The 15,483-nt window shown below is 47.8% G+C and carries 10 protein-coding genes; 3 read left to right on the top strand and 7 right to left on the bottom strand.

The window, feature by feature from the left end; genetic code table 11:
- Nucleotide 1 precedes the first annotated feature (1 nt).
- Both CPIN_RS22580 and CPIN_RS22575 read right to left on the bottom strand, forming a co-directional pair.
- Complete coding sequence (locus tag CPIN_RS22580) at nt 2-679, bottom strand: hypothetical protein (RefSeq protein WP_012792164.1); 678 nt, start codon at nt 677-679, stop codon at nt 2-4.
- A gap of 160 nt (nt 680-839) precedes the next feature.
- The gene (locus CPIN_RS22575; protein ID WP_012792163.1) at nt 840-1,496 is read right to left on the bottom strand and encodes a DUF1266 domain-containing protein; all 657 of its coding nucleotides are present in this window, start codon (nt 1,494-1,496) and stop codon (nt 840-842) included.
- Between the two features lie 137 nt (nt 1,497-1,633).
- Here CPIN_RS22575 and CPIN_RS22570 point away from each other — a divergent pair, with 137 nt between their 5' ends.
- Entirely contained in the window at nt 1,634-3,850 is a 2,217-nt protein-coding gene (locus CPIN_RS22570) for a sensor histidine kinase (protein ID WP_012792162.1), read from the top strand.
- 4 nt (nt 3,851-3,854) lie between these two features.
- Nucleotides 3,855-4,481 (top strand): response regulator, encoded by a 627-nt coding sequence (locus CPIN_RS22565; RefSeq protein WP_012792161.1) that lies wholly within the window; start codon nt 3,855-3,857, stop codon nt 4,479-4,481.
- A 66-nt stretch (nt 4,482-4,547) separates the two neighbouring features.
- Here CPIN_RS22565 and CPIN_RS22560 read toward each other — a convergent pair whose 3' ends face one another.
- The 5 genes from CPIN_RS22560 to CPIN_RS22540 all read right to left on the bottom strand — a co-directional run bounded on the left by CPIN_RS22560 (nt 4,548) and on the right by CPIN_RS22540 (nt 12,744).
- Entirely contained in the window at nt 4,548-6,011 is a 1,464-nt protein-coding gene (locus CPIN_RS22560; RefSeq protein WP_012792160.1) for a redoxin domain-containing protein, read from the bottom strand.
- Nucleotides 6,012-6,035: 24 nt separating this feature from the next.
- Complete coding sequence (locus CPIN_RS22555; RefSeq protein ID WP_012792159.1) at nt 6,036-7,466, bottom strand: RagB/SusD family nutrient uptake outer membrane protein; 1,431 nt, start codon at nt 7,464-7,466, stop codon at nt 6,036-6,038.
- Nucleotides 7,467-7,477: 11 nt separating this feature from the next.
- Nucleotides 7,478-10,882 carry a TonB-dependent receptor gene (locus tag CPIN_RS22550; RefSeq protein ID WP_148230621.1) on the bottom strand — a complete coding sequence of 1,135 codons (3,405 nt, stop codon included), beginning with the start codon at nt 10,880-10,882 and terminating at the stop codon, nt 7,478-7,480.
- 48 nt (nt 10,883-10,930) lie between these two features.
- Complete coding sequence (locus CPIN_RS22545) at nt 10,931-12,064, bottom strand: FecR family protein (RefSeq protein WP_012792157.1); 1,134 nt, start codon at nt 12,062-12,064, stop codon at nt 10,931-10,933.
- Nucleotides 12,065-12,147: 83 nt separating this feature from the next.
- On the bottom strand, nt 12,148-12,744 hold the full coding sequence (locus tag CPIN_RS22540; RefSeq protein WP_012792156.1) for an RNA polymerase sigma-70 factor: 597 nt from the start codon (nt 12,742-12,744) through the stop codon (nt 12,148-12,150).
- 346 nt (nt 12,745-13,090) lie between these two features.
- Between CPIN_RS22540 and CPIN_RS36925 the strand changes: the two genes are divergently transcribed.
- Nucleotides 13,091-15,409: a T9SS type A sorting domain-containing protein gene (locus CPIN_RS36925; protein ID WP_012792155.1), complete on the top strand. Its 2,319-nt coding sequence runs from the start codon at nt 13,091-13,093 to the stop codon at nt 15,407-15,409.
- The last annotated feature ends 74 nt before the right edge of the window (nt 15,410-15,483 follow it).

Raw genomic sequence — 15,483 nt, 5'->3', positions numbered from 1 at the left:
GCTATTTTGATAATTGTATTTGATTGGAAATGTCCGCCTTACCACTTACCAGGTCATACAGGGGGAGACGCTGCATGACTGCCTGCTGGTTTTTGGCCAGTCTGGCTGCCTGGTTACTGTAACTGCTGATGACGTTCTCGAACCGGAAGATGCTGATATAGGAGGCTGCTTTGAGCACTTCTTTGTCCTTCTCCTTCATTTTACTGAATTGCTCTCTTACTTCGTTGGAGTATTTATAGTCCCTGGTAAACTTCGCCTTTTCCTGATCGTAGGAATAGGTGGCGGCTATATTGGTGTTAACTTCATATTCGTCCAGCAGCTTTTTCGTCAGGTTGTTAATATCGGAAGTATTTCTGAAAGAAAAGCTGATAGTGGCAATATAATTGTTAAAATCCGTTTGTTGGGTCACATTGGTGATCCCTTTCATGGTTTTCAGCTTCGCGGCTGCTTCCTGCATCTTTTCTTCAATCTCAGGGCGTCCGGGTACTTTATGTCCACGGATGCTGTCCATCATCAGGAGGGTGGCGATCTTTGTCTTACTCTGGCTGAAATTCAGGGTTAGTTTCATGTTTCCGGAGCCGTCTTTCTTCACCGTCACATCTTCAATCACTTCAAAACAGGAGCTACAAAAGACGGCCAATAAAAAAAGACAGATAATAAAGGGCTGTTTACTAAACATATGGCAAAATTAAGGCAGATGCGAACAAATAAGAATACCGGGATACCGGTATTTTCGACTGCGCTGCCAGGAACAGGTGAATCAGGTAGAAACCCGGTATAAAGCCGGAAAGGCTCTATACCGGTCTATTGGGGCAAAACAAAGGATCAAAGGAATAATGTTACAACGGATGAGAGATCACGAAGAAATCGTCTTTATAGAAGGAGCCCAGGGCAAAGATGTAGTCCAGTGCATGATCTATGGAAGGATCAAAGATGATGGTCCGGCCTTTCAGATAGCCCAGGTAATAATCCAGCCAGTTGGTATAATGCTGTTTAGCCAGTTTGTGCAGGGCTTTCAGGGCATCCAGGGCTTCCTCCTGCGTTAACCAGCCGGTGTTGAAAGCATAACGGGTAATCAGGCCGGCCCGTTCAATATCCCAGGCTGCCAGGTCCTGTACGCCGTCAAAATACGCTTTACTGAAATAGAGGTTGTGCTGCGCAAAAGCCTTCTCACAGTTGTCCTTAATACGCTGATAGAGCCCATCATCTGTCAGCTGTTCGGCCGATATAAAAGCCTGTTTCTGCGTCACGGGTAAGGTCAGCAGGTCGCTGATCAGGGCTTTGGTATCCGCACTGTTATGGATACCCCAGGCGCCCTGTAACAATGGAGTCAATTGTTTGGAAGCCAGTCTTGACTGTAATGTCAGGGAATCACGGCGGAGGTTGCCCTCTGTCAGTAATGCACCTATGTTCAGGTAGGGTTCCCATCCGTCAGCCAGTTTATGCTGCTGATAGAACTCGTCGCGTACAGGTTTCGTCTTAAAGAATCCAAACATACAAAAGGGTTTTTGTTTTCGTTGATAGGTCAAAGGTAGCGGCAGACGAGGATGCCTTTTCTCCCTAAATTCAACTAATTTTCGTAAAAACGTTTTGTCCTATATTTACGCCATCTATTTAGAATAAAAGCGGCGCATTGATTCGTATATATATCATCCTGACGTTATGCCATATCTTTTTCTTTGGTAATACCTACGCACAGCGGGGTGCTGATACATTGGAAGCAGCCCTGAAACGTCCCGGACTGGAAAAAGGCGAACGTATTTTCCTGATGACAAAATATGGTTCTGTCCTGTTCTTCAGAGACGAGAAAGCTGCGGCTTTCCGCGTTTTCCAGGAACAGTTGTTACAGGCGCGTAATATGCCGGATGGCAGATATGCAGCCTATACATACGGTATCCGTGCCATGAGTCGTCGTATCGATGACCAGATCAATGCCGCTCACAAAGACCTGGACAGCGCCACCATGTACATCGCACATACCAAGGATATGCGTATGAAAGGCTACATAGAATATTGCAGGGGATGGATGCAGAACCGCGATAACCAGGCAGGAGAAGCCGTGAAGAGCTTTATCAGCGGACTCAGATTACTGGAAGCAGCAGAAACAGACGATTATAAAGGGGCGATCTATAACGAACTGTATAGCATCTACGCAGAATGGAATGACTATAAGACACAGGAGAAATACGCGCGTCTGAACCTTGTACTGGCAGCAAAGACCCGTAATCCCAATACGATCTTCAACGCTTACCGGATGATGGGAACCACCTTTGAATCCCTGTACCGGCTGGATACGACTTCCACAAGACCACTGGACTCCGCTTATCACTATTATACCCGCGCCCTGCATGTCTATGAGAAGAACAGGCCCAATATGGAGTCCGCTTCTGATTATGCCTTCATTGCCATGAATCTGGCGAATATATTCACACAGTTTATCGATTATCAGCAGCGGGATAGCGCACTGCTTTATACCCGGAAGGGGCTGGAAGATGCGTTGAAGAGCAAGCAATACACCTTTGCGGCAGATGCGTATACGATCCTGTCTCAATTCGCAGAAGAGGATCAGGACTATAAAAGTGCACAGCAGCTGATGGTACAGGCGCTCTCTTACATCCAGCAGGAAACCCTGTATGATAACCGGACACTTTTCACCATCTTCAGGAGATTATCCGGTCTGGCAGAACGGGATAACAACTATGTGGACGCCCTGCACTATTACCGGGAATACCTGAAAGTCTACCAGGATGTCTACGACGCAGAGAAGATGTCTACCGGTAAACGCCTGGAAGCCCAGTACGAAGCCGAGAAGAAAGAAAAACTACTGGCCTTTATGCAGCTGGATGCCGCGCGGAAGGCGGGAGAAATAGACAGACTGCATTTCCAGGATGAACAAAGAGCGCAGCAACTGGCTTTTATGGAATTGCAGGGCGAAAAGAACCGCCAGCAGTTATCACTGGCACAACTACGCGCCCAACAGAAAGAACAGGAATTGTCTATCGCGCATATGAGAGCCCGGCAACGTGACCAGGAACTCAAATCCATTCAGCAGAAAATGTTGTACAACCGTCGTCTTAATACCGTATATACATTGCTGATTCTAGCCAGTCTGGCCGCTCTCGGCCTGATGATATACGCCTACCGGGAACGCTCTAAAAGTATGCGTCAGCAGAGCAGGATGCATCACCTGGAAATACAACGGATCAATAAGGATAATGAGATTACTACTTTATCCGCTATGTTGGACGGACAGGAGAATGAACGCGCCAGACTGGCGAGGGATTTACATGATGGTCTCGGCGGACTCCTATCCGGTACTAAAATAGAGTTGTCCGGTATGTTGCCGATGCTGGGACAGGACAGCCAGAAAAGTCTGCTCAGAAAGACCCTGGGAAGGATCGATTCCGCCGTGTCGGAACTCCGCCTGGTAGCACATAACCTTACACCGGAACTGCTGGCCAGACAGGGATTGGCAGCTGCACTATGTAATTACTGCGAAAACCTGAGTAACGACAAACTGGAGATCACTGCCCAGATTGTAGGCGTACACGCTAAAATGGACCATGTAAAGGAGATTGTGGTTTACCGTATCGTACAGGAACTGGTTAATAACGTCATCAAACACGCTGCTGCTTCTACTATGCTGGTGCAATTGCAGCAGAACGGTCAGCAGCTGTTCCTGACGGTGGAAGACGATGGAAAAGGATTTGATATCACGAAGGCGGGAAACTCACGTTCCGCCGGATTGCTCAATATACGCTCCCGCGTAGCTTACCTGAAGGGAGACATTCAGTTTCATGCTGCACCGGGTGAGGGAACGGCTGTAGAGATCAATTTTCCGATTAATTAAGCATATGGTAAGGATATTTATCACCGATGATCACCCGATCGTACGGGAAGGACTGAAGAATGTATTGAATGCCACGGAAGGATTTGCTGTAACGGGTACCTGCTCCACCGGGAAAGAGACACTGGAAGCCTTCGAGAAGAAAGAACCTGATATTTTACTGCTGGATATTAATCTGCCGGATATCAATGGCGTAGAGTTGTGTGCAGCGGTAAAGAAGAAACACCCGGACGTATATGTGATTGCCCTGAGTGTGCATAATGAAGCGCCTATCATTAACAGTATTCTCCGGCAGGGGGCCAGTGGCTATATCCAGAAAAACGCTCTCAGCGAGATCATTGTGGAGGCTATACAGGATGTGCTAAAAGGAGGGAGTTATGTTTGTGAACAATCCAGGGAGATCCTGCGGCGTCAGCGTGGTAAAGGCGGACTGACACAACTGCCCAAAATGACCCGCAGGGAAAAGGAGATCCTGAAACTGGCGGCGGAAGGACTGACCATAGCACAGATAGCAGAGAAGCTGTTTATAAGTCCGTATACGGTGGAAAGTCACCGGAAGAACCTGATGGACAAGTTTGAAGTCAATAGTGTGGCGGCAGCTATCAAGCTGGCCGGGCAATATGGGTTTCTGTGAGCTTATAATGATGAGAAAAGCCTTCCGCTGATACGGAAGGCTTTTCTCATTTGTCATTGTTCACTTTTACTTATTCGCCAAATTAATCATCGCTGCAACCTCACTCACCGCCGCATCTTCTCCGGCGGTAAATCCGGTAAAGCGGAAACGGATATCTCCGTTTTTGTCAATCACGAACTTGGTAGGAATGCCCTTTACCTCGTAACTGCTTACCACTTTGTTTTCTCCTGTATTCGGGTCTTTCAGGTCCATCAGTACCTGAAACGGATAGTTATTCTGTGTGATAAATTTCTTTGCGCTGACAGCCGCATTTTCTTCTTTCTCCCAGGTATGCACAAAGAGGAATTTTACATTCGGATCATCCTTGTACTTCTCCATGGCTTTTTTCATAGAAGGGAAGGAGGCTTTGCAGGGACCACACCAGGTAGCCCAGAAGTCGAGGACAACAGTTTTCCCTTTCAGGTCAGCCAGCGAAACGGTATTACCATCTACATCTTTGAGCGTAAAATTAGGTGCTGGCTGTTTGATGATCTGTTTAGCCATTTCTTCTTCTATATTACTGTTCAGATGTCCTTTCAGGGAATCCAGGTAGGGCTGAAAGCCGCTCACACCCCTTACTTTGGTATAGGCTTCTTCCAGTTGTTTTCTGGTGATCGGGTTAAGTAAACCGCGGCCTGCCAGGTTACTGAGTTTGGTATAAGCGGTGTCATAATCGCCTTTGCTCAGCAGGATCTTTGCATACATCTCAATGACGGAAGGCCGAACCGGATCTTCTGCTTTCTCAGCACGCCTGATGTAGATCAGGGCAGAGTCATATTGTTTCTCCTCATACAGACATGCCACATAGGAGCTCAGATATCCCGGATAGCCTATAGCAGCAAATCCGGCGCCTGTTTCATTTTTCCTGGTCGTTTTAAACTCCCAGGCATTATCCACCGCTTTTCTCAGCAGCGTTTTAGCCTCCGCATAATGTCCCTGCTTGATGAGTATTCCGGCGGTACCAGCCCATGCCTGTCCTTTCCAGAAAGGGGATTCTATGCTGTTGGCGTATTCCAGCGCCTTCGGAAGATTACCGGCTTCAGTGTAGGCCATACCTACGGCATTGCGGGCATAGTCATATATGATCCTGTCCGGACCGAACTTCTTAGGCGGATACTTTTTGATCCAGGCGGATAAGAGCTGTTCTTTATTGACCGGGTCTTTCTCATCATAAATGGACTGCACCGCGTTATTACGCTCAAGAATACCCCCTGGGAAGCGTTTTTCAGCTGCTTTACGGATAGAGTCGGATACATTAGCCTTTTTCAGCTGATAGACGAAATTTGAGGCTGTAATCCAGTTTTCTTCCTTTTTTGTTTTTAGCAGGGCGTACATCTCGCTTTCCAGTTGGGAGCGATCAGCGTCATTGCCTTTCAGCAAGGTCTGGTAATGCTTTGTAAGTGTGTCTGCTGCGGGTTTTTTCTGGGCATAGGCGCTTTGTATGCCTGTAGCCAGTACAGCACTGAGTAATACGGGAATTGTTTTTCTCATATACATCTGTTTTAAGGGTCAGGTTTAGTATCCCAGGTTTTGTGTTAATGCAGGATTGGCCGTGCGCTGTGCATCCGGTATCGGGTACAGGATGTCTGTCACGTTCCAGGTGGCAGGACGCATACCTCCGATGACATCGTCTGCACGGGTTTTATCCGCCGGACTGACAACACTCGGTGTACGTTTCAGGTCAAACCATCTGTGTCCCCATTCTCCGAAGAGTTCTGCTTTTCTTTCCTTTTCGATGGCCAGCAGTACCTGCTGCTGGGAGAGGTTATCGTCCAGCATCGGCAAACCTGCTCTTCTGCGGATCGTATCAGCATCTGCAATAGCGCCACCCAGGTTACTGAGCTGTGCACGCGCTTCTGCCCTGATCAGGTATTGCTCGGCAAGACGGAGTACAACGTTGAACTCATTACCGGTAGTAGTGCCGGATGGCAATACGCGGAGCTTATACTTGGTCATCACTTTGTAGTTAGTACCTCCGATGACGGTAGGAGTTACCCAGCTGGTTTTACGCAGGTCGCCTTCTTCCAGACTGTTGTACAGGGTGTCTGTCAGACTGAATGCTGGTACGGTACCACTGGCAGCTGCAAAACTTCCGCCGGCAGCATCCGTATTGCTCGTATAGATTGAAACGCCGGTCAGGGTGGCCAGCTGCCAGATAATTTCATTACTTGTATTGACAAACGCTGCATTCACATCAGGACTCAGGCTGTAGATACCGGAACCTATCACCGCACTGGCAGTCACTTCAGCATTCTGCCAGTCTTTTGTATAGAGATAAGCCCTTGCCAGTAAAGCGTTGGCCGTCTGACGGTTTATGCGTGCTCTCAGTACACTTGGATAGGTATCACTTAATAGGGCAACCGCGTCTTTAAGGTCCGTAATGATACGTTGCCATACCTGTGTGGCAGGCGTCCTTGCCAGCGTGGCGTTACCAATAGGATCGTCAGTCAGTGGCAGCGGAACGGCTCCGTAATAGTTTACCAGGTGAAAGAGAACAAAAGCTCTCCAGGTTTTCGCTTCTCCCAGCAGCTGGTTCTTCACAGCGGGTGAGAGTGAACCACTTCTTTCTATACCCTCCATCATCGCATTGGTCTGTGAGACGGTATAGTAAGGGTAATACCAGAGCAGATTGGCAATATTGCTGTTGGTGATCGTGATGGCATTTTGCTTAAACTCGTCATAAGCAGGGGAAGACACGTTATTCTGGACCTCATTGGCAGATAATCCTGGCAATACGGTGGCTGGTAAAATAAAGGAGCGTGTATTGCTCGCATTGTAGATACCGAGTACGGCACTGGTCGCGGTTGCATCAGATTCAAAGCTCTGGTCAAGACCTACCTGGTTTACCGGCGGACCAATCTCCACCAGTTTACGGCAGGCGCTGAATGTACATCCGGTCAGTAACAGACCGGCAATAATTTTCTTATGTATTGAAAGCTGTAGCATGAAAATTCGGTTTAAAATGAACAGTTAACACCCAGTACGATCGTTCTCAGCGGAGGCAGGGCAATAGCGCCGGTTCCCAGTCCGGGAGCACCACCAGATACACTTGTTTCAGGATCGAAGATGTATTTGTTCTTCGACCAGGTGAACAGGTTCTGTGCCTCTGCATACACTTTAATATTGCTGGCTTTTATTTTCCTCAGCCATTCAGAAGGCAGGTTGTAAGCCAGACTGGCAGAACGCAGTTTCAGGTAACTCGCATCTCCCCACATCGCCGTAGAACTGCTGTACTGGGTATATGCCAGGTAGATCGGTGTACCGGAAGTAGACGTAGCAGCAGGGTAGGTGGCTGCATCGCCCGGATTTCTCCATCTGTCCAGCAGGGAAATATTCTGATTGCTTCTGCTGCTGCCGACCGGCGTACTGAAACTGTTGGTCGATCCGTTCCGGTGGTTGAACTGGAAGAAGAAAGAGACATCGAACTGGTGGATCGTAAAGGAGTTATTCAATCCTCCGAAGAAAGGTGTACCCGGATGGATGACCTGTCTGTCGTTGGTAAAGTCAATCGCACCATCCTTGTTCAGGTCCGCATATTGCGGGATACCCGTTGCAGGATCATAACCTGTATATACATACCTTCTTACCAGGTCGATCGGTTCTCCAATAAGATAGCTGCTTGCATAGAATGACTTTTCAATACCAGGGAATGAGACAAGTTTATTTTTCGGGAAAGTCACATTGAAGGAGGTCGTCCAGCTGAAATGCTTACGCTTGAAATTAGTGGTGTTCAGTTCAAGTTCGAGACCGCTGTTCTGTACCACGGCCGGTAAGTTCACAGTATAACTGTTATAACCGGCCTGTGTTGGCAAAGCGGCTGATAAAAGCTGATCGCTGGAACGGTTACGGTAATAATCAGCTACCAGCATGATCCTGTCTTTCAGAAAACCAAGTTCCAGGGCCAGGTCCAGTTTGCGGGTAGTTTCCCACTTTACACCCGGATTTGGTAAGGTTCCACGCGCCAGGGCAGTTTGTCCCTGGTAGGTGCCTGCGGAAGAAAGTAATGGCAGGTAGATGTAGTTAACGATCTGGTCGTTACCGGTGGTACCATAGCTGACCCTTAGTTTACCAAAACTCAGCCAGTCGATATTATCAGCTACAAAGTTTTCCTGTGTAAATAACCATCCTGCACCGATTGCGCCGAAATTGGCGATTGCATTATCCGGGCCAAACCTGGAAGAGGCGTCGCGGCGGAAAGTCGCATTGAGCAGGTATTTCTTCCGATAGTCGTAATTGATACGACCGAAGAGGGAAGCATATTTATAGTCGAAGTAGTTGTTATAGCTCACGGTGGTGAGACCTGCGCCGATCAACGTATGAAGCAGGGCTTCACTGCTATAGTTCGTACCTGATATATAGTTACCATTGGACAGACTGCGCTGTATTGTACCGCCGACCATCACGTTCAGTTTACCCTGACCAAGATCACGGGTATAGTCTACGGTCGGTTCTACGATATAGTTCTGCGTTTTATTGGTGGTAAAGTTGGCAGAACTGGTCGGGTTATTGGCCGGGTTCTGACTGGATGCCGGTAGCGTAGTATTCTGCTCTAACTGTGTGGTCGTGTAACCGAGGTTCACTTTCACATTCAGATCCTTGATAATCGTATAGCGGAGATTGGCATTGGCAATAAAATTGGTAGTATTACCATTGTATTCCCTTTTGAGCAATGCCAGCGGATTACTAAAACCCTGTGACCAGGCTAATTTACCCTGGTTGTCGTACAGCGGCATATTAGGCGGCAGGTTATACAGGGAGGTCAGGTCTGAACCAGGTAAGAAAGTCTTGTCATAAGAATAGTTACCTGTAATGGCGGCATAGAATTTATTATCCGCAGAGGTATGGTCAGCAGAGAGCCTGCCGGTCAGACGGGTGTTATTAAAATCGCTGTCATATACAGTCGTCTCTCTATGGTAGCCCCCGCTGAACAGGAAATGTGTTTTCGCATCTCCTCCGGAAATAGATGCCTCTGCATTGGTATTGTGCGCGGTGCCGCCCAGCAGGAATTTCTGCCAGTCAGTATATGCGTTCTGGTCCCAAACGGTCAGTTCAGGCGCATTGACTGTGTTAGGCGTAAGGCCATCATTTTTAAATGCTTCTTTACGTAGGTCAAGATATTCCTGCGTATTCATCATCGGGATGAAACGGCCGACTTTCCCCGTACCGGTATAGACATTGGCATTGAATCTTGTTTTGCCTGCTTTTCCTTTTTTCGTGGTAATCAGGATAACGCCATTTGCACCACGCGCACCATAGATAGCGGTCGCATCGGCGTCTTTCAGGATGTCCATACGTTCGATATCATCCGGATTGATCATACTGAAGGGACTGATACCGCCATTAGCCCCACTGGTACCCCAGGAATTGAGGTTATCAGTTACTGGTTGTGCGCCGCTGAAGTTGGTGAAGGGTACACCATCTATTACATACAGCGGAAGGTTACCATAACTGAGGGAGCCCTGGCCACGGATCTGTACGACTGCTGCGCTACCTGGTAAACCGTTCTGTTGTGTGATCTGTACACCCGGAACACGACCAGGCAGTGCTGCCAGCGGATTCGCTACCGGCTGTATACCGATTTCTTTAGCCGTAATACTGCTTACCGCCCCGGTGTTCAGTCTTTTGGTAGTAGTTCCATAACCGATAATGACTGCTTCATCCAGCGCCCTTACCTGCTCCAGTAACACTGTATTGATCGTGTTTCTGCCTCTTACCGCCACTTCCTGCGGCTGATAGGATATATAAGAGAAAAGGAGGTAGGCATTGGCCGGTACACGGGGAATGGTGTATTCGCCTTTCTCATTGGTCATAGCGCCAAAAGGCGTACCTGGTACTACGACAGACACAGAGGGAAGCGGTCTGCCACTGGCATCTTTTACGACACCGCTTACGGTAATGTCGTTAATAGCGGCATTGGCTTCCGTCTGTGCTTCTTTAGCCCGCACGGCAATGAAATTACCGGAACGGGAATAAGTGAATGGTTGGTTATTGAATAGTTGTTTTAAAACCTGGTCGAGATCCTGTTGCTGCGTACTGATGTTCACAGGAGCCGCTTGTTTCAGCTGACTTTTTGTGTAGATAAAACTTTGTCCGGTTTGTTTTTCGATCTGCCGGAACGCTTGTTCCAGGGTACCGGACTTAATCGTCATAGTGACTTTCTGTGCATAGGATTGTCCCACTAGTAACAGGCATCCCACCAGGATGCTAAGGTGTAAACATTTTTTACGAACATGTCTGACGGCTGACGAGCGTAGACTAGGCTGTTTCCATGACTTCTTTTCAGGCATAGACTCTGGTTGATTGTTGATGAATAAAGCCACCGTCCGGGGTGGTTGATAATAGACAAATCTTTCCCTGCTCATAAAATCGCATAGATTTTATAAGGATAAATATCGCAGTGGTGCATGATCCTATCTGATCACGATAACCTTTCGGCCTTCGATCCTGAAGTGCACGAGATTTGTCATCTCCAGCAGGTTCAGTAGTTGAGACACCGGGACGTCTCTCGGAATACTGGCGATGAATTCATCGTTTACGTTTGTCTGATACTCAACTTCTATATCATAATAGCGTTGCAGTTCAGTCATGATAGCCGGAATATCTTTCCCATTGAAATAGAAAATGCCTTCCTTCCATGCCAGTACTTCTTTCATGTCTGCTCCAGTCGTAATTTGTATAGCACCCTCATTGTTCACGACTGCCCGTTCACCCGGATGAAGCAGTTGCCTTGCATTGGTGGTGGAGATGGCAACAGCTCCGCTGAACAGGTTTGTTTCTGTTTGTTTATCAGGCCCGAAGGCTTTTATGTTAAAACTCGTACCCAGTACTTCTATGGTCGATTGATCTATGCCATTCTTTACTTTAAACGGCTTCCTGCTGTTGGGGGCTACTTCAAAATAAGCCTGACCGATAATGTTCACTGTTCTATCGTTGCCGCTGAATGCGGTCGGATAAGTCAGGGTGGATGCCGCATCTATCCATACTTTTGTGCCATCTGAGAGTACAATCGCTAACGGCTGACTGCCAGGCGGCACTTCGATGGTGTTGGTGGCGTTTGTATTGTCTTCGCCATTATATACGATCTGTCCGTTGGCATTCATGCTGACATTTATACTACCCTGCATAGCGAGGGTGCCTTTGCCGGCACTGTCCAATAGTATTTTGGTACCATTGCTCAGCGTCAGTACGGCATGATGGCCCGCAGGGGCCGCTACGTCATTTTTAAATCTTTCTGCCTGAGGTGCCAGTACAGGATGTTGGAGGGTACGGTAATAAAAGTAACCGCCGCTTAACAATACCGCTATGCTGGCGGCAATCATCCACCTGCGCCAGGGTACTATGCGGACTGCAGGTCTTTCTATAACAACCTGTATCCTTTCCCGGATCGTGTCGCCGATCATCTGCCGGTTGCCAAGTAGGGTCTCATCCCATTCCGCTGCTAGCCGGAAGGCGTCAAACAAACGGTTAAACTGCATCAGCTCCTCGTCAGTAGCGGTACCTGATGCGATTTTTTCCGTTAGTAATAAGAGTTCCTCTCTGGTCATGACAAATGCATTCACATAACTAGGCAATTGAAAATGCCCTTACCCCTAAAGCGGGGGGAAATATTTTTTAAAAAGGCTGTTTCTTAATGGTAACAGGTCACAAAGGGGATGATCAGCAAGGCCAGCAGATGTGGCTCTACTGCTGCGCGGATGCGCTTTAACGCGATGGTTTTCTGTGCTTCGACCGTTTTAACGGAGATATTGAGTACCTCGGCTATCTGTTGATTACTTAACTGGCCGTCCCGGCTGAGCAGGAATATCTCCCTGCACTTTTCAGGTAAACCGGTTACCGCCTGCTGGATGATCGTTTTGAGATCAGTCAGTTCCAGCAATTCCTGAGGACCAGGAAGCGTGGCTATTGTGAGTTTGGATAATTCCTCGTAAAAATCTTCCCTGATGTTCCCTGATCTGATATAATTGGCCACCTTAAACTTCACTGCCGTGCGCAGATATGATGGGACCGTCTGTATATCCAGTTGATCACGCTTCTCCCATAACCAGGCGAAAATGTCCTGTACTATGTCCATACATGCACTCTGATCGCGCAAAAGGTAATAAGCTGACTGATACATAGCTGACCAGTGTCGGGTATACAGTATGTCAAATGCATCCATATCACCTCTCTTGAGCATCGTTATCAGCTCCAGGTCACTATAAGTATTATTGCTGTTACCTCTCAAAATTTCCCTCTTTCTGCTGCTAAAATATACAAACAGCAGAAGAATCCGAAAACATACGATAAAATATTATATCGCTCCGCTTTTTAAAATTGCGTTTCAGATAAAATGCTATCCGAAACGGTTAAAATCCTGACAGTGCTTTCGGCGGGGACATCCTACATTTACAACCGTAGCGAAAGTTTTGTGTGTTAAATTGACACTATAAATATATTTATTGTCCCATATCATGTAAGTAAAACCCGTATTGATTCTATGTTGTGAACTTTCAGACCGGCTTTTCTATACTGTTTAAATTTTACCCTAATAAGTTTTTTTAATTCTCTCAGATAATCAAACCCATAACCGTATGCTCAAGTTTACATGGACATCTGTCCTGTCGCTGTTCACTGTGCTTACTGCTTTCGCGCAAACGAACATCGCGCCACAGGCTACAGCAAGTACGTCTTACGTTTCCTCCTGGGAAACGATTACAGCCCTTAACGACAATTATACGCCGGCCAACTCCAATGACAAGAGTCATGGCGCGTATGGCAACTGGAATAATCCCAATTCCATTCAATGGGTACAGTATGACTGGTCGCAGGCATTCTCTGTGACATCTGTACAGGTCTACTGGTTTGACGATGCAGGTGGCGTACTCACACCCACAACTGCCTACCTGGAATCATGGAATGGTACTGCCTGGGTAACCCTGGGTAATATCCCGCTACAGAAAGACGCGTTTAATACGCTTAATTTTACAACTACTTCCACCTCAAGACTGCGCGTATCCATGCGTAATACTTCGCAGTCCACCGGCGTGCTGGAATGGCGTGTAACCGGCACCCCTGTGTCTACCGGCGGTAATGGCAGCGCATACACATGGCCTGTTTATGCGCCCACCATCAGTTATGATTTCCGGAGTGAATATCCGAATCTGCCTACGCCTTCGCAGATCCTGAATGATTGTCCGCAGGTAGTAGGTACACAGTCTTCCGACTGGTGGACATTCCGCTGGGGACCAAAGAAAAGGTCTGTCGTTACTGCTGCTGCTATCACTCCCATGCTGGCACGTCTCAATAAAGACTTCCGCTATTTCCGCGATACAATGGGATGGCCTGCGGATATCAGGGCAAGAAATGGCTATAAAAGCGCCGTATACCTCTATGGCTCCGGTCTCTGTACCGACAATGCCGATAGTACTGCTTTAGGTGGCTGGCAGAGCGCTGTTTATTACAATGGACAGAACTGGCCGATCATCCTGGCATCCTACTATCCTGTATATGCGTTTGACCCTGCATATACCGGCACCGATGCTGCTTATCAGCAAAGCGCTATGACGCATGAAGGTATTCATGCGATGTTAGCAGATCTGCCGGGCGTGAAGAATTCAGCCTGGTTCCATGAAGGTGGTAACGTATGGTTCCAGCAAACCGCCGATGCCAAACGCTCCGGTAATTTCAGTTCACTGGGCTTTCTGAACGGTACGGATTTCATCGCACCTTTTATGCCGATAGAATGTTATTCCGGCTGGTTACAGGACGGTAGCTTTGGCGGTCCTGCAGCAGAAGGGGTGAACATGTTCAATGGCAGTCAGCAGATCTGTACCTGGAAGACCTATTTAGGCGGTCATCAGTATAGTTCGTCTTTCCCTACCTTCCTGGGCAATACCCTGGGTGATAATGCCGTGCCATGGATCTGGAGATATGCTTCCTCCCGTGTGCTGGAAGGTATTGCCAGCGGCATCGGTGAAGCACAGACCCGTCGGCTGATCACTGAATACAGGGCTAAACAGGCACTGGTAGATTTTGGTAAATGGAAGAACGCCTGCGTGGCATTGCTCAACAATGTATTCGGTAATGCTATTGGCGCTGAATGGCAGCCTTCCTGGCTGAATCCTGCACCATGGATCGCAACGCCTTATGCAAAAACGACAAACAACAATGGTACCCTGACGCCCGATACCACTACTTTACCGGGATGGTCAGGCGCTAACCAGATTCCGCTGACAGTAAACGGTGGCACCGTTACGGTGAACTTCCAGCCAATCGGCGCAAATATGACCTGTCAGCTGGTATACTGGACCACCAGCGGTCAGCCGGTATACAGCCAGTATGTTTCCTCCGGTAACGTTACACTCAACCTGACAACACCAGCGGCAAACAATGTCGTAATTGCCGTAATCACCAATACCAACTACCTCTACCAGGGTGAAGCGACAAGAAAGACAAAGTATGACTACCGCCTGCAACTCGTATCCGGTATCTCCGGCGCCGCCAGCGTAAATACCAAATGGTACAGCGCGGCATTGCTATCCACTGCCAGAACCAGCGAAGCAATGAATACGGCGGCCGTACAAACAGGTATTGACTGGTCCACCTATTGCAGCCAGCCATTTACCGGTCAGCCAAGACCGGAGGAATACAAACTGATTACTACACAGCCGCAATTTCAGTTGTTCCCTAATCCGGTGGCCACAAGTGAAAGCGTACAGGTACGTTTTAAGAATCCGAAAGGAGAGAGGAGCCTGGTAACGATTTATACCTTATCCGGAAAAGTGGTATTACAAAGAATATCTACCGCTGAACAGTTAACTGTAGATGGTAAATCATTACACCCGGGTATCTATCTTGTGAAGATTGCAAATTCCGCTGTGAACGCAACACAGAAACTTATTGTACATTGATATTAAAGAACAGGAACATAGAAAAGCAGAAAGCCGCAGCACATCAGTGCTGCGGCTTTTCTTTATGGATAGAT

The organism is Chitinophaga pinensis DSM 2588, assembly GCF_000024005.1.
Taxonomy (GTDB): domain Bacteria; phylum Bacteroidota; class Bacteroidia; order Chitinophagales; family Chitinophagaceae; genus Chitinophaga; species Chitinophaga pinensis.
This window is presented reverse-complemented; position numbering and strand designations above follow the sequence as displayed.